Source organism: Ihuprevotella massiliensis (genome assembly GCA_900095835.1).
Classification (GTDB): Bacteria; Bacteroidota; Bacteroidia; order Bacteroidales; family Bacteroidaceae; genus Alloprevotella; species Alloprevotella massiliensis.
The window spans coordinates 2,030,989-2,052,257 of sequence record LT608321.1 but is presented as its reverse complement, the minus strand read 5'-3'; the positions used below and the strand labels follow the sequence as shown (position 1 = coordinate 2,052,257).

General features: G+C 48.9%; 14 protein-coding genes. 4 read left to right on the top strand and 10 right to left on the bottom strand.

The window, feature by feature from the left end:
- Positions 1-95: 95 nt before the first annotated feature.
- From porX to rplU, 7 genes are all read right to left on the bottom strand, one after another.
- The gene (gene porX / locus BQ2633_RS08260) at positions 96-1,646 is read right to left on the bottom strand and encodes a T9SS response regulator signal transducer PorX (protein WP_141700169.1); all 1,551 of its coding nucleotides are present in this window, start codon (positions 1,644-1,646) and stop codon (positions 96-98) included.
- Between the two features lie 181 nt (positions 1,647-1,827).
- A complete protein-coding gene (locus tag BQ2633_RS08255) occupies positions 1,828-2,772 on the bottom strand; it encodes an Abi family protein (protein ID WP_083234009.1) in 945 nt (314 codons plus the stop codon).
- A 180-nt stretch (positions 2,773-2,952) separates the two neighbouring features.
- Entirely contained in the window at positions 2,953-5,142 is a 2,190-nt protein-coding gene (locus BQ2633_RS08250; RefSeq protein ID WP_176720106.1) for an NPCBM/NEW2 domain-containing protein, read from the bottom strand.
- Positions 5,143-5,473: 331 nt separating this feature from the next.
- Entirely contained in the window at positions 5,474-6,679 is a 1,206-nt protein-coding gene (locus tag BQ2633_RS08245; protein WP_075566393.1) for a saccharopine dehydrogenase family protein, read from the bottom strand.
- 150 nt (positions 6,680-6,829) lie between these two features.
- A complete protein-coding gene (locus BQ2633_RS08240) occupies positions 6,830-7,435 on the bottom strand; it encodes a DUF6621 family protein (protein ID WP_075567318.1) in 606 nt (201 codons plus the stop codon).
- 342 nt (positions 7,436-7,777) lie between these two features.
- Complete coding sequence (gene rpmA, locus BQ2633_RS08235) at positions 7,778-8,041, bottom strand: 50S ribosomal protein L27 (RefSeq protein WP_009436712.1); 264 nt, start codon at positions 8,039-8,041, stop codon at positions 7,778-7,780.
- Between the two features lie 20 nt (positions 8,042-8,061).
- Positions 8,062-8,379 carry a 50S ribosomal protein L21 gene (gene rplU, locus BQ2633_RS08230; RefSeq protein ID WP_075566391.1) on the bottom strand — a complete coding sequence of 106 codons (318 nt, stop codon included), beginning with the start codon at positions 8,377-8,379 and terminating at the stop codon, positions 8,062-8,064.
- A 1,631-nt stretch (positions 8,380-10,010) separates the two neighbouring features.
- Here rplU and BQ2633_RS08220 point away from each other — a divergent pair.
- From BQ2633_RS08220 to BQ2633_RS08205, 4 genes are read left to right on the top strand one after another with little or no spacing between them, the layout of a single operon-like run.
- Positions 10,011-11,573, top strand: a complete 1,563-nt coding sequence (locus tag BQ2633_RS08220; RefSeq protein ID WP_075566387.1) for an Mfa1 family fimbria major subunit — start codon at positions 10,011-10,013, stop codon at positions 11,571-11,573.
- A 50-nt stretch (positions 11,574-11,623) separates the two neighbouring features.
- Positions 11,624-13,093, top strand: coding sequence for a hypothetical protein (locus tag BQ2633_RS08215; protein WP_075566386.1), 1,470 nt, complete (start codon positions 11,624-11,626; stop codon positions 13,091-13,093).
- A gap of 9 nt (positions 13,094-13,102) precedes the next feature.
- A complete protein-coding gene (gene fimD / locus BQ2633_RS08210) occupies positions 13,103-15,808 on the top strand; it encodes a fimbrial tip adhesin FimD (RefSeq protein WP_075566384.1) in 2,706 nt (901 codons plus the stop codon).
- Between the two features lie 6 nt (positions 15,809-15,814).
- Entirely contained in the window at positions 15,815-17,707 is a 1,893-nt protein-coding gene (locus BQ2633_RS08205; RefSeq protein ID WP_075566382.1) for a fimbria major subunit, read from the top strand.
- A gap of 381 nt (positions 17,708-18,088) precedes the next feature.
- On the opposite strand, the gene BQ2633_RS08200 is transcribed toward BQ2633_RS08205, so the two are convergent.
- The 3 genes from BQ2633_RS08200 to BQ2633_RS08190 form a co-directional block, all read right to left on the bottom strand.
- Positions 18,089-19,114 (bottom strand): FimB/Mfa2 family fimbrial subunit, encoded by a 1,026-nt coding sequence (locus tag BQ2633_RS08200; protein WP_075566380.1) that lies wholly within the window; start codon positions 19,112-19,114, stop codon positions 18,089-18,091.
- Positions 19,115-19,149: 35 nt separating this feature from the next.
- Positions 19,150-19,851, bottom strand: a complete 702-nt coding sequence (locus BQ2633_RS08195) for a hypothetical protein (protein ID WP_075566378.1) — start codon at positions 19,849-19,851, stop codon at positions 19,150-19,152.
- A 145-nt stretch (positions 19,852-19,996) separates the two neighbouring features.
- A complete protein-coding gene (locus BQ2633_RS08190; protein ID WP_075566376.1) occupies positions 19,997-21,154 on the bottom strand; it encodes a FimB/Mfa2 family fimbrial subunit in 1,158 nt (385 codons plus the stop codon).
- Between the last annotated feature and the right edge of the window lie 115 nt (positions 21,155-21,269).

Sequence of the window (21,269 nt, the reverse complement as noted above, 5' to 3'; positions counted from 1 at the left end):
CGCTAGAGAGAGAGTTAGAGAGAGAACTACTAGAAGGATTCCTCCTCTAACGTCTAACGTCTAATTTCTAACCTCTAACGTCTAACGTCTAATCTCTATTTTGGTCGCAGGGTCACGAGCGGCACTAGTACTTCCTCCATCGACACACCACCGTGTTGGAAGGTGTCGCGATAGAACTGCACGTAGTGGTTGTAGTTGTTGGGATAGGCAAAGAAGCGCGTGCCCGTGGCAAAGATGTAAGCCGTAGAGAGATTGGGCGAAGGGAGTTTCAACGCAGCAGGATTGCGCACCTCAAACACCTCTTTCTTGGGATAATCGAGATTCTTCCCTAGTTTGTAGCGCAGATTGGTATTGACATTGCGGTCACCAATCACCTTGCAAGGACGATCCACACGAATAGATCCGTGGTCGGTGGTGAGAATGACTTCAGCATCCCCCTCGGCAAGACGACGGAAAAGTTCGCGGATGGCAGAATGGCGGAACCACGAGAGGGTGATGGCGCGATAGGCTGCTTCATTGGCTGCCAACTCGCGCACCATTTTACTCTCTGTGCGCGCATGAGAGAGCATGTCGATGAAGTTGATGACGATGACATTGAGCGGATGTTTCGCCCATTCGGAATAACTCGACAACACTTGTTCTGCCGCTGAAGAGTCATTGAGTTTGTGGTAAGAGAAGGCCGTGTGCTGTCGCAAGCGTTCTAACTGTTTGCGAATGAGTTCCTCCTCATGCAGATTCTTGCCTTCGTCTTCCTCCTCATCCACCCAAAGATCGGGATATTGAGTCTTGATGTCGAGCGGCATGAGCCCAGAGAAGAGCGCGTTGCGCGCATATTGCGTCACCGTGGGAAGGATGGAATAGTAGAGATTCTCCTCGATGTCGAAATCATTGGCAAGAGCTTTGGCAAGCGTGCGCCACTGATCGTAGCGGAAGTTGTCGAGCACCACCCACACCACGCGCTTTCCCTCCTTGAGTTTGGGGAGCACGGTCTGGCGCATCACCTTGGGCGAAAGCAAGGGGGTGTCTTCGGCATCGGGATGTTGCACCCACGTTTCGTAGTGTTTGCGAATAAACTTGGTAAACGCGGCGTTGGCTTCCTCCTTCTGCGTGCGCAAGAGTTCATTCATCGCAGAGTCGGGCGCTTCCTCGAGTTGCAATTCCCAGTGCACGAGCTTTTTATAGAGTTCTTTCCACGCTTCTGCATCTTGGGCATCGTCCATGCTGAGCGCAATGCGAGAGAAATCTTGTCGATAGCCCATTTCGGTGTGCTCTTGTCGGATTTCCTGTGCGTGGATGTGCTTTTTGAGCGCAAGGAGAATCTGCATCGGATTCACAGGCTTCAAGAGATAGTCGGTGATTTGGGCACCGATGGCTTGATCCATCAAATCTTCGGCTTCATTCTTCGTTACCATCACCACGGGCATCTCTGGATGCAGTGCCTTAATAGCGGAGAGGGTTTCAAGTCCAGAGAGTCCAGGCATATTCTCATCGAGAAGGACGAGGTCAAAGGCCTGCGCTTTGCACAAATCGACTGCATCAGCACCGTTGTTGGCAGTGGTGATGTCGTATCCTCGTTTTTCGAGGAAGATGCAATGGGGACGAAGGAGATCGATTTCATCGTCAATCCAGAGAAGTCGTGCGCTCATGATGGTGTGCATTATGTTTCTACAAAGTTAGTGCAATTTGTGCGGTTGTGCAAGCATTTCAAAAGTTTTGATATAGCCAATTTGGCTTCTCTCCCTTCCGATGGTGGAAACAGTACCCAAAAGATGACAAAAAAATAACGCAATCACCGCTTGCATCAAGATGAATGACACAAGCGGTGAATCAGTTTGGATTGTTCCAAAAAGGTTCTTCCTCCCAATCTTCAGGAAAATTCATTATAGAAAAATCAACTCTTGGATATTCCCTTCCTAATTGTTTCAAGGAAGATGAAAAATGATGATTAGGACATATAAAAGACAATACATATTGTATCATTGCCAATTTATAATAGAGCCTTCCATAATCAATAGCATTAAAAGAAATCCAATTTCCCTTAGGTCTTTTAAGAATGGCAGGAGTATTAGGCAGTGTTCTGTTCCATAGTCTATTATGGTGGCAACATATATTTCTTATACTAGCAAAACAAAAAAGCCAAGAAGCAAATACATCTGGAGGTGTGCCAAAATACTGAGATATTTTCTTCCGTAAGGATTTACTTTTTATGTTCCGATACAAATGTGCCAAAGTACCTATAGGAATGAGTTCTAGTATCATCCACACAGGGGGAAGAGCCTTTCCGTAAGTTGCTTGAAACTCTTGGGCAAAATCCTCCTTAGTATGCTTCCATTCGCTGGACAACACTGCCAAGGTTTGAACAAATTGCTGATTATCAGAAAAATTAGACTCTTGATACAACCAATCAACAGCTCCTATTTCTTTACACCCAATGGTCACTAACTGACAACGAACAGCTATTTCGATTTTCTCAATTTGAGAAAACACCAACAAGCGTAACTTGCGGTCGAACTTGTAAAGCTCCATAGCCTGCTCAAACGTGGCACCAGGTTTAAACAACCCAAGACTTTTGGGGGTATCTAACAACGGATAGAGATAAGAACGAAGACGGAAATACCCTATTCTTTGAAACTGTTTTCGAGCATTAGTTTTATCAATAAGGAGACCTTGTTTCTCAAGCATTAGAATAATCTCCTCTATTGTTTGAAATTGGAGAATATCAGATGAGTACATTTTATAATAAATAAAACGACCCGCCGATTTGAGCTTCATTGAGAGGCTTGGCGGGTTCTACACGTTGCAAAAATAAGAAGAAAATGCGAAAGCTCCAAATAATTGACTAAAAAAGAGATTCTACTGTTGAATGAATTCACCGCTTGCATCAAGATGAATGACACAAGCGGTGATATTTATTTGTGGCTAGAGAGCGACAGCAAAAAGAAAGACTATCTGCTATTGCGCAATCTCGGGATGGCCATTAGCGATGACGAGTTGTCCAGCAGTGGGATTTGCCACTTTGCGCCCACTGAGGTCAAAATTTGCGGTTGCCTTCTTGTTCTTTTGGGCAGGAACAGATGAGATACCGGTGATTTTGTTGCGACCGAGACGATAAACGACAGTGGCGTGCTTACGAACAGGAGTGCGGAGCATAGCCTTCACGGTGTTTTCACCCGCCTTTTGGAGTTGGCAGTCGTAAGTGTAGTAGTCCACCGTAGGATCGAGTGCAGAGAACTTAGAGAAGTCGAAAACAGCTTCCTTCGTGTTCTCACTCATGTTGGTGGCAGAGATGGCAACGTCACCATTGGCGAGGTCTTTCATGAAGTAGACCATATTGTCAATCGTGCCGATGTATTCTGCTTGTTGTCCGAGATCGTCTTGATCAAGGGCGATGAGATCGGCATTGGTCATGAGCTTCTTGTCATCTGCAGTGATGGGCTTGGTGAGATCGAAGGAGAGGAGCAAGGGAGAAGACCACATGCACCAGAGGGCAAACTGCGTGCGATATTCATCTTGTGTCATGCCAGGCTTTCCTGCTACGAGGTCGTTGCTCGATTTACCCGTGCCATGGATACCCACACACATCATGTCGGCATCGTTGAAGCGGTTCACGCCAGAATAGGGCCAGAGGTCTTTCATCGCGGCAATACTTTGGATGATGCCGATGCCACCTTGCACTCCGTTCCATCCATCGCGAGTGTCGTAGGTGGCGCGCCAAACGGGTGATCCAGTGGTAGAACCCCATTTCCAAGGTTCGCGCGCACCCCATTCACACATATACAATAGGATGTCGCGGCCAGAAGCTTTGAGTGCATCGCCCATAGCTTTGTAGCGCACTTGAGCGGTGGCAGCATCACCAGGTGCATGGCAGTAGTCATATTTGAGCAAGTCTACGCCCCACTCAGCATATTGCTTGGCATCTATTTGCTCTTTTCCAAACGAACCGAAGGCGCCAGCGCAAGTGCGATCGGCAGCATCGGAATAAATACCAAATTTCAGTCCCTTGCTGTGAGCATAGTCCACCGTGGCCTTCATGCCTACGGGGAACTTGGCAGGATCTTCTTGAGGACGGCCATCGACATGGCGATTCTTAGCGTGCCAGAGGTCGTCGATGATGAGGTAGTTGTAGCCAGCATCTTTCAGTCCTTGTTTCACCATGGCATCAGACACTTGCTTCACTACATCGGTGGAAATCTTATCTTGCACCACGTTCCAAGAAATCCATCCCATCATGGGCTTTGCCATGGGGAGGTTCTTCTGAACAGTGAGGGAAGCCTTTGCAGTGGAAGGCTCTCCTTTGCCTTCCTGCATCACAACCGTGTATTTATAAACACCATCAGCTTCAGGCGCAATACCTTCTACAGCGCGACGCTTGGCATTCCAAGTCAGACCATCGGGGAGATCGGTCACAGATATATTGAGGGAGGGATCTGTAGTTACAATCTTGTGCAACACGCGGTTACCAGGAAGTGCAAAGATATCCATAGCGCAAGCGAGTGGAGACTTTAAGACATCAGGAGAAACCGTCTCAGGACGTGTAGAATTTTGCTCGCGATAGATGAAATAGGCATTTGCCCAGTCGAAGTGGTCGCCCCAGTTGCCTTGACCACCGCCGTTGTTTACCTCGAGAATCAGATATTTCGCATTGCGCACATCGATGTCGAGCTTAATAGGTTCGGAGTCGCGATCCATAGAACCGCTTTTGATCACTTGGTCTTGACCGTCTTGTCCACGGAGCAACACACGATAATCCAAAATGGCCGCTTTGTCGCGAGGATTGTTGGGATGTTCTACTTCAGCATCAATACCACCCACTGCGCGGAAAGTGGTCACTGCGCCATTGAGTTTTACCACGATGCGCGAAGGAGCGTGCACCCCTACTCCACTTTCATAGGTGGTTTTTCCCAAACGAATGGGATTTCCTTCGATACTCTTGTTGGCTTGGGGAGCTTTCCAACCATTTTCCATCTTCGACAAATCGAGGCTGCTCAATGGAATGAATTCTAGACTGGGGTCAGTAGACACGGGAAGTTTCACCACATTGTGGGTGACAGCTTGCATCATAGGAGCAGCATTGGCTTGAGTGCACAAAGCAGGCATGCTGCAAAACAAACTCAGGCCTAGAAATAGGGGAGAATATTTCATGATAAAGTAAATTGTTTCATTGCTAATCACTTTTTCAGAGCGCAGTAACTTCCAACATCGCTTTGTTGGTGCACACTGCATATCTGCTCAAGAAAAGCTAATTATTTGACAAAGATAATACATATATTTCTATTTTCCACTATTTATACCCCTTTTTATCATCTCGAGTGATAAAAAGCAGGGGTTAAGCCCTTTTTATCTTCAAAAACAGCGCAACGGCAGAAAACTACCGTTGCGCTGGATATTGGGGTATTTCACTTTCCGAGTCTTGCTCCACCGGATGGGCACGAGCCTAACATCACGAGAAAGATGGGAAAGTGGAAAGACGGGATTAGAGTTCCAAATCGCCGTCGTGGATTTCGTGCCAAGGAAGACCTTGCTTGTTGAGTTCTTCCATGAAGGGATCGGGATCAAACTCTTCCACATTGTGGACACCGGGCTTGTTCCACACCCCTTGCATGAAGAGGCGAGCACCGATGCAGGCAGGAACACCTGTGGTGTAGCTCACACCTTGCATACCAGTTTCGTCGTATGCTGCTTGGTGAGAACAGTTGTTGTAGACATAGTAAGTGTGCTCCTTACCATCCTTGATACCACGGATGCGGCAACCGATAGAAGTTTCGCCTTCGTAGTTTTCGCCCAAGTCTTGAGGATTGGGGAGAACAGCCTTGAGGAATTGGAGAGGCTGAATCATGTGACCCTCGTAGTTGATAGGAACGATGGAGTCCATGCCGATGTTTTGGATCACACGGAGGTGAGTGAGGTACTCTTGTCCGAAGGTCATCCAGAAGCGTGCACGCTTGATGGTGGGGAAGTTGATAACGAGGCTCTCGATTTCTTCGTGATGAAGGAGGTAACTTTCACGAGGACCTACGTTGGGATAGGTGAGAGGTTGGTGAATCTCGAGAGGTTCTGTTTCCACCCATTTGCCATTTTCCCAGTAAAGTCCCTTTTGCGTGATCTCGCGGATGTTGATTTCGGGGTTGAAGTTGGTGGCAAAAGCCTTGCCGTGGTCACCAGCGTTGCAGTCCACGATGTCGAGATAGTGGATTTCGTCGAAGTAGTGCTTTGCAGCGTAGGCGGTGAAGATGGAAGTGACACCAGGATCGAAACCGCAACCGAGGATGGCGCAAAGACCTGCTTTCTCGAATCGCTCGCGATAAGCCCATTGCCAAGAATACTCGAAGTGAGCTTCGTCCTTAGGTTCGTAGTTGGCTGTGTCGAGATAATGACATCCAGCTTCGAGACAAGCCTCCATGATGGTGAGGTCTTGGTAAGGCAATGCAAGATTCATCACCAAGTCGGGCTGAAACTCCTTGAAGAGCGCCACCAACTCGGGCACATTGTCGGCATCTACCTGAGCAGTTTTGATGTCGTTGCGCAAGCCCATGTCGGCAATGCGTTTGGCGATGGCTTCGCACTTGGAGACGGTGCGAGATGCAATCATGATTTCGTCAAAAACGTCGGAGTTTTTGGCCACTTTCACAGCGGCTACGGTGGCAACACCACCAGCGCCAATGATGAGAACTTTACCCATTTCTTGTTGAGTTATGCGTGAGTTGTGAATTGTTATCTGTAAATATATTGTCTGTGAGCTGCTCGCTTATATGGAATGTGCTTGCAGCTTATTTGCAAAGTTAGTGATTTCTAGTGAGATGATCTCTGTCTTTGACGAGAAATCGCTATTTTATTGCACTTCGTTTCCGTTGATGCCCAGGGCTGCCATCAAGCTATAGCCGAGAAGCTCTTGTTGGAAACCACGCCCCATGATGGGTTGCATGGTGAAGAGGGTGATATCTTTACGAGGAAGCTCAGCTCCCTTGTCGTCCTTAGGAGGGTTGGCACAGAGGGCTTTGATGCGCTGAGCAAAATGTGCACTCTCATCGGTCATGCCATCTAGATCTGCCACCACCATGACGCGCTCGCAGGCTGCATCGCGCAGCACTTCTTCAAACACCTGCACGAAATAGTCTTCTTGCGACACAATTTCTTCTACTCCATAGGCATTGAGCGCAAACTCTCCCAATTCATCGCGGAAGGCTTTTCCGTTAAGTTCTTCTGCAAAATCGCAGGGCAAGAAGTGCTGCAACCTGGTCTGCTGTTTGGGATGAATGAGATAAACGCGGATTTCGTGGTCGCCAGGACGGAGTCCGCCGTCGAGCGCCACACAATCGAGCCATTTGGGGAAGTCGCCTTGCGAAATTTGACGACCGAGCATACGCTCAAAATTAACGATGAGGTCGAATGCCACGTGATCGAGATGGGCAGTGTCGACAAGAATGATGTTGTGCAAAACTGATGCGTTAGTGAGAGGGTAAGGAGCGTCGTCGACAGTTGCGACGAGGCTCTGCGAGATTGAGTATTCGTTGGACAGGCGCGCGCTAAGCATGGCAGCCTATCTGGTGCAAAATTACGAGAAATCTGCGAGGTAAACAAACGTGGTTGCCCAAGTATTGGCGAAGGACGAAGAAAGAAGGGACAAAGACAGGGGAATCGCCAGACAAACCCAAGTATACATGGTCAAAGTCATTGAAACAACGAACAAAGCAGAAAGAACCTACTGGCGAAGGACAAAGAAAAGGCTCTTTCCACAGTGGAAAGAGCCTTGTGCGTTGGATAAAATCCAAGGTCGCAATTACGCTTCAGCCTTAGGTTCTACAGAAACCACGCTGCGGTCGCGTTGACCACGCTTGAAGGTAACTACGCCATCAGCGAGAGCGAAGAGCGTGTGGTCAGAGCCCATGCCTACGTTCTTGCCAGGATAGTGAACAGTACCGCGTTGGCGAACTATGATGTTGCCAGCGATGCAAGATTGTCCGCCCCAGATTTTAACACCAAGACGTTGTGATGCCGATTCACGGCCGTTCTTAGAACTACCTACACCTTTTTTGTGTGCCATTGTCTGATATGTTTAGGGGTTTAAGCTTTTACTTCCTTGATGGAAAGTTCAGTGAATTGATGGCGGAAGCCGTTGAGCTTACGATAGCCCTTGCGACGCTTCTTGTGGAAGATGAGCACCTTGTCACCCTTTACGAGGGGAGAAACTACTTCAGCTACTACTTTTGCGCCTGCTACGGTGGGGACGCCTACAGTGACTTGGCCTTCGTTGTCGAGAAGAAGAACCTTGTCGAATTCAACAGTTGCGCCGCTTTCTGCGCCTGCGAGGTGGTCTACGAAGAGCTTCTTGCCTGCTTCCACCTTGAACTGATGACCGTTAATCTCTACGATTGCGTACATTGTGGTTGAATGATGTATTTAAACGGATTTTTCCGGGAGGCGGAGCACTTTTGCTCGCTTCATCTGCCCCATCGGACTCTATAATCGGCTGCAAAGATACGAACTATTTTTGGATTTACCACCCTAGTATGCAGAAAATCTGCTACTTTTTCGCTTTTTCCTCCTTTTGCTCTCCACATACGACGCTGACCACGCATCCCAATCTTCGCAGGGGAATGACTTTTCCAACATCGAAGCACAACAATCATATCGCCCCCTTCTCAACTCTCACAACAATATATTAGTATTGCCTCTCTCCATTGTCCCTCCTCCATCGCGTAGCGCTGTACAATATATCCGATAACTTATGCAGTATTCATGAGAAAAACGAAAACTAAATGTATCACCTTCTTTATTTAAGTTGTAAAACCCACCTGGCATCTCCCAAAATTCGCAAGATATCACAAATAAATACACGATTTAAACACAATATTTACACCTTACAAAGACGACATTCCGAAGTCTTATTTTTCGACAAACAAAGAGAAACTTTCTCCACCACATCAAAAACTACGACACAAAACAAGCGCAAAAAAGACAAATACAGAGCACCACTTTCCTCTTCTTCGTCCACAAATTTCAAGCCACTGCAGCAATACGGATGTATTCCTTCCAAAATCAAACAAGCATCTTCTCACCATCCTCGGATTTCATCACCTCGATTCACCACAAGCGGTACGCCCACCATATCTAAAGTATAAAACAAAGTCAGAAAACAATCTAACACACTCACAAACAAACAACTAAAACACAAACAACGCCAAAATTCATAGCCTAAAGACAAAGTCCTTCACCAGGAGTAAAGATACATTTATTAAGCAAAACCTAAGAAAGACTTCACTACAAAGCAATTAAAATAAGCCGTTTCTCCCACCCAGATTCTTCGAACACTCCGAAACCACCTCCAACTACTTACGAATAAACAACAAGAAAACCCAAATACCCAAAATGAGTCCCAAAAGAAAACATAAGCCTCTCAGTTCTACAAAATCACGGAAACTTTTGCACGAAAGGCTGGAGAAAAAAAGAACGTTCTGCTATCTCTAAGTTACATTCTTAAGTTTCTCGATACGAAATTTTCCAAGTTTATAAGTAGAAAACCGTTGATTTTCTAAGAAATATCTATTTTTGCAACGCACGTGCGCTACTTTTATCGTCGCATCGATCGTCTCTCCTACTGGAAAGGTCAAAGTACTTGACCGAAAGAAGGCTAGCAAAGCCCGCTATCCTCTTGAAAAACAGTCTGCGGAACAGACGCGCTGCCCCTCCTTGCCTCGTCCCAGAACCAAAGCTACAACCTTTGACCGAGAACAAGGATTCATTAAAGACTATCTTCTTGCAGCACTTCCTTAATGGGAGGTCTAAATGCCGTGTTATCCTGAACTTTAGACAGATAAGGACATAGTGTGTCCTAACACTGCCTATAGGTAAGGGGCACTTTTAGACCAAAAAGAATGATCGACAGTGTTGTACCCTACACGATTGCCGCCATTCTCTTAGAAATAGCTTTAAGCAAAGGAGGCATCATCACAACAACTGTCCGCCCTATTCGTCTCTTTTCGGGAGCTGCTCAATACTTTTCAATATAGCTCATGCAACGTACCACCAATATTCTTTGCCACCTTAGCTTCATCATCTGCTTTTTGCTGACAATCTTCGCTTGCGACTCCACCACCAATGAAGTGGTGACTGTGCCTACTGTCGCCCCCGTAGACGAAGCCTACGTGTCTATTACACTTCAACTTCCCTTTACTTCCGATGCAACGCGTGCTACCAACGAGGCAACACGCGCTGGAAACGCTGCCGGTTCGGTAGGTGCTGCCAACGATGGCGACACTTACGCAGGAGTTGCTGCAGAGCGCAAAATCACCTCTTTGAGAGTGATCTTCTACAACTCTAGCGATGTGGTGACGCATGTGTTCGATGCTCGCGATGCTGATGCTGTAGGCGGTTCGCTCAGCCAGTCGCCCATCACCCTTCGTGCGAAGAAGATAGAAAAACAACAGTACAAAGTGCTGGTTATAGCCAACCCCACGGCACGACTGAAACAGGTCACCAACATCGGAGATTCCAAGACGAAGCTCGATGCCGTGGCACAAGTGACGGTCAACGATTTGGTGACGACGGACGGTGTCGTCATGACCGCCACCAAGATGGTGCTCACCACTGACCAAAACTTCCGCATGACAGCGACTGAAGCTGAAAGAGCCGCTGCCACAGTGAAGATAGAATTGGAACGCTCAGTGGCAAAAGTCTTCGTGAATCCTCAAGCTGGGAGCAACATCACCGCACCCAATGCCGCAGGAGGCAAAGCTCAAATGGTGGACTACAGCCTCGATGTACTCAACACGCGGATGTTTTGGATGCGCCGTCCTGCACCAGCCCTCAGCAGCAACGGCACTGCCACCACAGACGCTCCCACCACTCCTGAAACGGAAACGACTGCACAAGCCATGCGCTATGCTATCGACCCCAACATGAGTGCACTCTCTGGTGCTGATTTGCAACAACTCACCACCGCAGCTCCTCACCGCAACCCTATCTCTCAAGGTGGATGGGCAGACGACCGCGGCATTTACGTCACAGAAAACACCATGGATGCGAATGCACAACGAGGAAACCAAACCACGCACGCGGTGATTTGCCTGCGCTATGTGCCCAAACAACTACCCGAACTAGCAAATGCCACAGACCGCACTTGGGCTAACTACAAAGGAGCCTACATGACGCTGGCACAACTGAAAACCAAATTAGCGGCAGCTGCATCAGCAGCGGATGACAACGCCTTGCAGATGCCTAAGGGCTTCAAAGCTGATGCTGAGCACATCAACGCCAGATACCCTAATATCAACAACAGCACAGCATCTTTTGAGGCGTTCAACTTGAAGTTTTATCAAAATGGCAAAAACTTCTACCTCCTCCCTATCCGCCACTTCAGTGATGCTCAACAACCGAAGCTCGAAGCCTACGGACGCTACGGTGTGGTGCGCAACCACCTCTATAAAATTAATATTACCAAAGTCACTTCCGCAGGACATCCCACACCAGTGGCTCCCACAGATGAATCAAACGACAAGGTGGACACCTACGTTTCTGCCAACATCACCGTGATGCCTTGGCACGTTGTGACACAACCGAAATTTGTGCTCGAATAACGCTCACAACTTATTGCAGCCTCCTCTGTGTTCATCTCACACTATTCCGCATGATGATTAAACATATATATCGTTTCTTCTTCCCTTTGTTGCTCGTCGTCTTTACTGCGATGAGCTGCAACCGTGATTACGAAGATGAGTCCCCCAAGCTACAACACTCCACTCTGGGCTTTGTGTCGTTCGACACACGTGCTCAAACGAGTGAGTCAATCAATCAGGATAATGCCGACTTCGAGGACCGCGTCAACACCATACGCTTCATTGCCTGTGTGCAAAGTACCGGAGAAGTGTTGCACAATGAGGTTCACCCCTTGGCAGATCTCATCAATTACAAAAAAGAAATTCAGCTTCCCACAGGAACTTATGACTTCTTCTTCGTGGCGAACGAAACGGCAGCTATGACCACTGCCCTCAACGAAGTGACTTTTCGTGATGGTCTCTACCAAAAGACGGCTCTAACGCAGGTGCCTGCCGCCATTCCTCTCCTCGAACATATCGACCGCAATGCAGGCATCCCTATGACTGCTCAACTATCCAACACCATCACGGCTGACAACAAGAAGGGAAATTCGCTAAAACTCGATGTAAAACTCATCAGAACGCTTGCCAAGGTTACGCTCAACCTGCAGCGCGCTCTGAAATCTCCTGGAAACCAGCCCACTGACGCAGCGGCTCCTCTCGAACTCAAGTCCATCAAAATCGCGAACATCTCCAAACACTATCCGCTCTTTATCACAGGAAGTTGGACCATGAACGTAGCCAATGGCGAAACCGACATCAACACAGGGCTCTCCATCACCGGCAATCAGAAGCTCACCCGCACCTTCTATGTGCCCGAATACGTCCGCTGGGCAGGCGGTGGCAATGGACTCCGATTTGATTTCACTTTTGCCAAGCACGGCATCGAGCGCACCAAGAGCATGTATCTCGACAATGGCGACAAGAGTACCATCACTGCAGCCGGATTCTCAGATTTCATCAAAAACAATCTCAATCCGCAGAGTGTGGCGCGCAATGCTCACTACGCTGCCGATGTAGAACTCAAGGGATGGGACGAAGAAATCATCCACTACAACTGGACGATTCTCCCTTGGAACAAGGAGAGTTCTCAAAAGGACTATGCAGCGCCGCAAGTGGTGATTCCGGATAATCCCGCCAACGGGCAACAAGGGGTGACACAAGATGCTAGCAGTCCCAACTGGCTCAACCTCGACCCCACCGAAACCGACCGCATCACGATGAATTTCAAGGTGACTGCTCCACAAGGTGCACTTTGGCGCTTCAATCTCACCAATTATTTGGACTTTGAATTTGCCAACGAAGCAGCAACTTCGGGCATGGCAAGCAACGACAACATCTCCATCACCGTTGTAGCGAAGAAACCTTGGTCAGGCTATGTGCGCTCCACCGAACTCTATCTCACGGTAGATGGAAAAGAGGTGCAAATCGTCAAGAGATTCCGCGACACCAATCAGAGCCCCGGTCCTACAAAACGCTTCATGATTCGTCAAACTATCTAATCAAGTCGTATGAACTTCCATCATATTCTTGCCCTCGCGACTCAACATCAGTCGCACAAGGGCTTTTTCCACACTCCCCTGCGCTCGTTCTGGACAGCCTTCCTCACGGTGGGCTGCGGCATGAGCCTATTCTTCTGTGGAAGTTGCTCAACCGACATTGAACTCTCCGACACCCCACAAGTGGTGAAAATCGACACTGCCCACAGCGAAGTGATTGCGTTCGGATTCTCCACACGAGAACTCTCCGCTCTCGAGGCTTCAGACTTTGCCACGCTTCCTCCCGCCACTGCCACGCGTGCTTCGGTGGTCACTACACTTAACGACAACCACGTTGCCACGAACACACCAGTTGCCGTGCCTCGACTCACACGCGCCACCACTGAGAATGCGAACCTCTATGTTGCCAATGGTCTCAACGAAACCAAAATCAACAATATGTATGCACTGGTCTATGAAGGCAACAACCAACTAGGTTTGCACAGCACCCTCAAAGGCGACTTGATGCTCTATCCACAAGGAGTCATCAACACCCTGGGCACTGCCACCATCGACGCAGTGCAAGGTCAAGCGCGCATCTACCTCGAAAAGGGGGCTACGCACAACGCCTACCACGGCAAGACCCTCAGACTCATTATCATCGCCAACTATCGCGGAGCTGCCACCGACTTGCAAGGCAAAACTTTCCCACAGCTCCAAAGTTTGATTGCCACTAGCAATGCTTTGGGAGCACAAAACAATCCCAATGAGAAGCAAGCAGACTTCTTGATGGATGGTGCTTCCAATGCACAAGTCTTTAATTGGAACACGCAAAGCGAAGTCAAGGTGAACAGTGTGGTCAACCTCCACCGCGCTGCCGCGAAACTCCGTGTCCGTCTCACGCCTCCCACCACCGTCACGGACGAAAAAGGCGCCACCTACACCGTAGTGGGCAATCCCCAAATCGCCCTTTCTAATGGTGTGTCCAACACTCGCGTCCTTGCCGACGAAGTTTTGGACAGTGAGCGTGCGTTCATCAACAATGGACTCACCACCTTCCAAAACATGGAGAAGCGCACCTTCGACGGCAAACAATTCTTTGCGCGCCCCATCCCTTTCTACACCTACGCCAACTCATGGGCGAAAGATGTGCTACAAGAGACCTCTTTGTACATCAAACTCCGTGTGCGCAACAACCAAAACCAAGAACAAGACAGCTACTACCAGATTCCGCTCAAAAACGTGCTTCCTCCCAAGGGCGCGACGGTGACAGGTGAGGAGTGGAATCGCATCGAGCGCAACACGGTCTACGACATCCAGTCCACCATCCAGGTGTTGGGAAGCCCCGAAATAGCTCGTCCCACGCAGGTCAATGCCTCCATCGCAGTGGAGAACTGGGTGCCAGAGGCGGTAGATGGTAGCATCGCAGATGCTCACTATCTTGTGGTGAAGCAGACGAATCCAGAAATGTTGGCTACTGACGAATTGGAAATCCAATACATCTCCGACCTACCTCTCGACGAAACTTTGCTCAACACTATTGAGGCGCAATATACGACCTACAATCAATATGGAGAATCTCAAACGATAAACGCCGACAAATCGAAAATCAAAATCTCCACCACCACTCATGGGGGACGCACCTATATCAAAGTCCAAAGTCCGGTGCCCGTCAACTACGTGCCCCTCACCATCCGTTTCAAAGCAAAGCAGCTCAATTCAAACGTTTTGCCCGAGGTGCCCGTCACCGTCACACAATATCCTCCCATCTATGTGACGGCTAAGCAATCCAAAGGAATGATCAACTATTGGTACTCTCTCTTCGGAGCTACCATCAATGGCCGTGTTCAGACCAACAGTCTACTCTATACAGTCCACACGATTGCCCCACAACCTGGAATGCTCTATGGGGATGCCACGGTAGCTGATGGAAGCACAGCCAAAGATGCTGAAAGCAACCAACTAATTTCGCCCGAGTTCATCATTTCTTCTCAATGGGGTGATGTGCCTGCAAGACCTCAATCTGGCGAATACTCCGACGCGGAAATCATGACTATCACCCAGCAAGAGCACAATAAAATCAGAAGAATAGAAGCGCTCGAAGCCAAAGGTAGTAGAAGAACTCGACCAGAGACGGTAGAACTCGTCAATTTGTCCAATCAGCGCAACCACTTTCAATTTTGGGTCTACTATCCCAACAACTATCCCGATAAGGCTAGAAGCCCAGAACAACGTAATTTGGTACTACATTCTCCCGTCGACGAGAACGGTCAGCGCATCTTCAGAGCAGACAACTTCGCCCCTTATCGCGTTTATCCTTTCAAATCGGCAGAACAACGCGCAAGACAATATTTTGAAGATGATTATGGTCCCTCGCGCAACCACATTATCGTAGGTATGGACGACCTGACCTTTGCCAAGTATGGTTCTGTATGGCCTGGTGGTGGACGTCAACGTTATTACCCTGTTACTGGAATAAGTGGATACCCTCTTAACTTCAAACACAATGGCTATTGGAGACTACCCACGACAGCAGAGTTACAGTTGATTGCCAAAATCCAAAGTGACCCCAATAGTGCAGTAAAATCCTTATTACAATACTATACTGCATGGGCTGCCCAATCAGGAGTAGCTGTTGCTACTCGAAATGGTGCCAACAACAACCCTAAGGCAGGAACTATCATCAATAACCCAGGCTCTACATTTATGTGTCCTGTTTTTGACTCATATAAATATTAGCCCATTATGCACTTCAATTATAAAGGATTCCTCTTCGTTCTCCTCACCCTAGTGTGGGGAGGAATCACTACAGCCTGCCATTCGGAGCTCGAAGATTCCCTCAGCGACAACGAGCACCGAGTGGAAGCTGAGCCTACCTTCCACGAAGGCGACAGCATCACCATCACGGGACAACTCGATCTGCCGGAGATGCAAGTGCCAACACGTGCTGAGGTGTCCAACATCCAAAACCTCACGCTCTTGGTCTTTGACGAAAACCACCGTTTTCTCTACTCAGCACCTGCCAACCTCACCCGTCAAGAGCGCAACATTGCAGGAGGGGAAAACCAACTTCCGGCGCAAGGAAGCGCGCAAGACAACAAAGCGGTAAACTTTTCCGCCAAACTCCTATCGAGCACTCGTCAACGCATCATCCACTTCATTGCCAATTACAACTTCCCTGCCAACTGGCCACAAGATTATCAATTCAAAGACACCGACGAGGGGCAACTCATCAATCGCCTCTCCGACACCAACCTCAGCCGCTTTGTCTACTGGCGCTCCTTCAGCTTCGCCCAGCTCAACACCAGCAGCTTCAACAATCGCGTCTTTCGCCTGCTCCGCAATCAAGCCGTGGTGCAAGTTGCCATCGCTGCCAGCGCAGGGTTTGATCTCAAAGGATTCTGTGTCCACAACGCTCCCGACCGCGGCACCCTCGCTCCTTACATCTCAAAAGAGACGCTCGACGGCAGCGACCCCGATGCACAATACCGCGATGTGCTCTACAGCTTCCCCAGCAGCCCCACGCGTCCCACACTCCTCAGTGGTGTCACCCTCCACAACTACCTCGGTGCCCAAGGGACGACCAACGATAGTTGGAAATCCAATAAGAACGATATTGCCCTCTACGAATATCGTAACTCAGAAGCCGATAGAGACAAACAAATCGCCATCATCCTATATGGTGCCAAGCGCAGACCCAACGGCACCTACGAGACTCCAGGCTACTACAAAGTCGACCTCAAACAAGACTTCTTCGATGCTGCCAACAACTATTTGGGAAGTGAACCCTATGACGTGGTGCGCAATCACCTCTACAAGGTGACCGTCAACAGTGTGGCAACCACCGGTTATCCCACTCCCGAGAAAGCCATCGAAGCCCCTGCCGGCAACAACCTCTTTGCCTCCGTCGAATTGAAAGAGTTCTCCGAAATCAGTGATGGAAAATACATGCTCGATGTCTCCAACTCAGAAGTCATCATCACGCAACCACAGCCTTACACCGCAAAGATAGCCTACAAAGCGATAGGCAGCAACACCAACGAGCTCAACAAGGTCAATGTCTACTACAATCGCAAGGCGGTGGACGGTGCTTTCACCAACGATCCCTTCATTCAGTCGGTCACCTTCAACCGTACCACGGGAGAACTGAAGGTAACTCCCAAAACTGGCGTCACCTTCCCCACCACCAGTTCCACGAGCTACACCTTCGTGGTCATCGCCGACAACAAAGCTGCCACCAATCGCTCCATCATCCAGCGCACCATCACGATAGTGTTCAAACAGCCCTACAAGTTCAACGCCACCTTTATCAACGGTGCAGGAGCTACCAACCAGAAAGCACAAGGCGAGCGTGTGGATCTCACTTTCGATGTTCCGGGTTCCATTCCCGAAACCCTCTTCCCCTACAAAGTGACCATCGATGCCAATGGACTCACCCCGTACGTGGACGACAACACCAACCAAAACTTGAAACTTGTGATCCGCGACAAGAAGATTTACTACGAATACATCGTACTCAACTCCACCCGCGGACGTCGCCGCAAAGAAACGCTTCATTTCAAGCGCAATGCCACTGGGCGCACGGTGAGTGCCACAATCTCCTCTCCCCTCTTCACCGATCAGACAGTGACGTTCTAAGCGCACAGCGCAGAATTTCTCATTATCATTCATCGCGCCTCACCTGCCACAAAGCAAGTGAGGCGCGATGTTTGTTTATAGCCCTCCACAGCGGGACGCTCAAGGTCACACAATAACTCTGAATTACAGCACTATATTCGGTCAATACGACATACGATTGCACACAAGCCGTACAAAATATCAGCAAGACAATAGACAATATCAGAACATAACGCACAATACACCGGACACTAAGCCGTCAAGAGCAGGAAATCTGAAGAGGGCAACAGTAAGAACTGGATGCAGCGTACAAAAGCTCACGCCACAAGACGCACAAAAAAGCTCCGTAGCCAGGCTACGGAGCTTTTTGTTGTTTAGGTCTGTTGTAGACGTTGCTGAGCGTTATTTACCCACGGTGAAAGAACCGAGTTTCAACCCATCCACCCACACTTCATCGCAGGTAAATTCCCCACAGAAGCAGTGGTCTTTGAGTTTGAATTTGAGCTTCGCACTGCGTGCGCAACTGGGGTCAAAGCTTTGTTGGAGCTTCAAGAGCGCCAAGAGGTCGAAGGCTCCTTGTTCCACCACCTTACCATTCGTGCGGTTGATGAGTGTAAGTTTCACCTTGCTATTGCGAGCCGTGAGAGCAGGCACAGTGAACTTTCCTTTGAGCTGCTCCTTGGTTCGGCTAGTGTTCACCTTCAACATATAGCCTGACAAGCTAGAAGATGTAGCTGCTGGCGTGCCATCCATGTGATACTCATTTTGCTGAAGTTCTACCATGATGTCAAAATCATTGGCAGAGATGTCATTCTTACCATCGTAGGTGGCAGGATCCACATCCACTTGCACGTCAACTTCGAAAGTCTGCTCGTGCATGTTAAGTGTCACTTCTTGTTCTGTGGTACCCACTTCCGTAGGATCAGGGAACTTGACAAAGCTAGTGTTGCTACCGAGCCAAGTGTGGGTGCCACTGAGGTCAGCCAAAAGGGCAGGCGACTGCGGATTGTTAGGATTTGAAGTAGCCTTGTGTGTCAAGACCACGTCAGAAATGCGTGTTCTGCCAAGGTGCAACATCTTTTGTTCCCACTGCTCAGAAATACCCGCCCATCCGAGGATAGTGTAAGTGCCAGCTTGTAGGGTGTGCAAACCCACACGCTCCACAGGGCGCGCGTCGTTTTGTGTCCAAGTGGTGTCAGCAGCCAAGAGACCATTCTTGTCGAAAGCCAAGATGCGCACCTTTCCAGCAGGCGCCACATATTGCGGTGCAGTAGTGCCTTGGAGGTTGCAATCGTTCTTAGCCATATTCACCCACAAGGTGTGGCGACAATCTGACAGATCGTCGTGAAACGTCGCATCGCACGCAGTGAGTGCGGAAAGCGTCAAAAGAGAAAGTGCTCCTGCGAGCGTGGCATGGAGATATTTCATGAGATAATAGGGATGAGAGATGAAATCCTAAAGTCTTAAGGTTGGTCTTTCTTCTTTAAGACAATGTTCATATAGGTCTTGGCAGTGGGGACTGCACCAGCTTTCACCTTATAACGGAGTAATCCATCTGCTGTTACAGACACATTCTCGAATACTTCAGTATCATAATAGGTGATGAAATAGTCGAAATCCTCAGCAACATACCCCCAATTAGCATTCCATAAAGCTGCAGATGGATCGCTCTTCACTATCTGAGGAGTAGCATCGAAGTTGGGGGTTATATCGAACTGGTGAGTAAAGAGACCATGGAGCCCAATTTGAAATCCGTAGGTAGACGAGTATCCTGGGGTAAAGTGGGATAAATAAGAGGGATTTGAGGGGTTGAGCGCAAGTTCTTCTTCAGTCAACGGAAGGTGTACAGCAGGCATATAGAAGAGCTTAGTTTCTATGCTAGAAACGCGGCCTAAGACACCATTCTTGTCGGCGGTCACCACATACTGTGCATTGAAACGTTGGTCCACATCGGTAGACCCCGTGCCATCCGCTTTGGTAGAGATGGCGTTGGCGGTACCATTAGCGGGCAGTTTTTGCACACGCAGAGTACCATTGACGTGGAGATTCTCCGTGGGGTTCTTGGTGTTGACACCCACTTTAGCTTTTGTGCGAGGTTGAGTTTGTGCAGCTGCACCGGTAGCCACCACCATGGCACCTAAAAGAAATAAAGAACGAAAAGTCATAAGTTTTGAGTTTCAGTTGAGACTATCTCCAGTTTGAGCGGTCGAGGCGCGACGCCCTGCGCGAGCATAAGTCAACGACCGCGGCAGGAGGTTGACCCATTGAGACCTGTCTAGTCAGGGTTATGAAAATAAGAGTAACTGGAGGTTAGATTGCCAATTCAGTTTCGTAAGAGTGCACGCTCCACTTCTCGATTTCTACGTCGAAAATCATGTAAGTGTCGCAGTCTACGCACTGATTCTTCACGTGGAGTTTGATGGTCACTTCGTCACCGCAGTTGAGATTGATATTTTGTTTCTCTAGCGCTATGCGGATGAGGGCTGGAAGGTCGAGAGCGCTGGTGAGTTGTTTCACCGCGTCAGAGAGTTCCACCTTCTTTCCTTTGTGCATGATCACGAGACGACCTTCTGCGAGGTTGTTGGCAGTGTTACCCAAAAGGTTGTAGCTTTGTTTGAGCGTATCTGCCACCACCTGTTTTTGGAGAGGTTGGAGCAAACGCGCGTCGGTTGCAGGCGCCAATTTAGCTTGGGGCACTGTCCAGTCCACCAAAGCGCTACCGTTCTTGGCAGCTTCGTGTGCGAGGGCACGACCAGAGGTGAGTAGTTGCAAATCGAAATTATTGGCAGCGGTGGGATATTTGGCACTCTTCACACTGCCGTCCACCACGAGTTGCACATTCACGCGGAGCGTTTGTGGGCGGAGGTTGATGGCAGCGTGGCGGAACACACTACCCTCCTTAGCAGGATCGGGGATATTGATGACTTCGTCGAGAGGATATTGCGAAGTAGCCTCACGATGGGCATATTCAGCAGAGTCGAGGGGAAGTCGGTTGAGTCCCGTACCAGCAAATCCATATCGGAGAGGTTCGGGAGTATTGGGAAAGACGTAAGAACCGTCTTGTTGTTGTCGAAGTTGGAAGAAGACATCACTTTTGTGAGTGACTCCTTTTTGAAGCTTCGCCGAAGCAAGTTCGGCAGCGTTACCCGTCCACGCCACGAGTTCATAGTCCCCTTGTTGGAGAGGGAGGAGTGTTTCGTGTTCGGTGGTGAGCATCATTTCTTGGTCAGCAGCGACAAAGTTGGCGAGGAGTCCCGTTTGTTTGTCGAAGGCAAGAACATGGAGGTTATTCACCTTACCCACACTGGTATTTTTGTAGTTGTAGCAAGGCGTTTGTTGGTAGAAGCGCACATAAACCCCTTGCGGACAATCTGAGAGATCATCGTGGAAGATGGAGTCGCAGGAGTAGTTAGCGAAAACGCCTAGGATAGTGACGCATGCCGCGCCGAATTTAGCGAGAAGGTTCATGTGAAAAAGTTCGATATACAGATTAAGTGTCGCGCGTCGCTTGCGCGTTGGGAAACCTTTGTTGAGGGCAGCATAACAAAGTCAATAGGAAAGCTGCGCAAAGGATAAAAAAAGT

What these genes read in the sequence shown, in the direction of transcription:
- porX (WP_141700169.1), bottom strand. Translation starts at nt 1,646, where the DNA reads ATGAGCGCACGACTTCTCTGGATTGACGATGAAATCGATCTCCTTCGT.
- BQ2633_RS08255 (WP_083234009.1), bottom strand. Translation starts at nt 2,772, where the DNA reads ATGAAGCTCAAATCGGCGGGTCGTTTTATTTATTATAAAATGTACTCA.
- BQ2633_RS08250 (WP_176720106.1), bottom strand. Translation starts at nt 5,142, where the DNA reads ATGAAATATTCTCCCCTATTTCTAGGCCTGAGTTTGTTTTGCAGCATG.
- BQ2633_RS08245 (WP_075566393.1), bottom strand. Translation starts at nt 6,679, where the DNA reads ATGGGTAAAGTTCTCATCATTGGCGCTGGTGGTGTTGCCACCGTAGCC.
- rpmA (WP_009436712.1), bottom strand. Translation starts at nt 8,041, where the DNA reads ATGGCACACAAAAAAGGTGTAGGTAGTTCTAAGAACGGCCGTGAATCG.
- rplU (WP_075566391.1), bottom strand. Translation starts at nt 8,379, where the DNA reads ATGTACGCAATCGTAGAGATTAACGGTCATCAGTTCAAGGTGGAAGCA.
- BQ2633_RS08220 (WP_075566387.1), top strand. Translation starts at nt 10,011, where the DNA reads ATGCAACGTACCACCAATATTCTTTGCCACCTTAGCTTCATCATCTGC.
- BQ2633_RS08215 (WP_075566386.1), top strand. Translation starts at nt 11,624, where the DNA reads ATGATGATTAAACATATATATCGTTTCTTCTTCCCTTTGTTGCTCGTC.
- fimD (WP_075566384.1), top strand. Translation starts at nt 13,103, where the DNA reads ATGAACTTCCATCATATTCTTGCCCTCGCGACTCAACATCAGTCGCAC.
- BQ2633_RS08205 (WP_075566382.1), top strand. Translation starts at nt 15,815, where the DNA reads ATGCACTTCAATTATAAAGGATTCCTCTTCGTTCTCCTCACCCTAGTG.
- BQ2633_RS08200 (WP_075566380.1), bottom strand. Translation starts at nt 19,114, where the DNA reads ATGAAATATCTCCATGCCACGCTCGCAGGAGCACTTTCTCTTTTGACG.
- BQ2633_RS08195 (WP_075566378.1), bottom strand. Translation starts at nt 19,851, where the DNA reads ATGACTTTTCGTTCTTTATTTCTTTTAGGTGCCATGGTGGTGGCTACC.
- BQ2633_RS08190 (WP_075566376.1), bottom strand. Translation starts at nt 21,154, where the DNA reads ATGAACCTTCTCGCTAAATTCGGCGCGGCATGCGTCACTATCCTAGGC.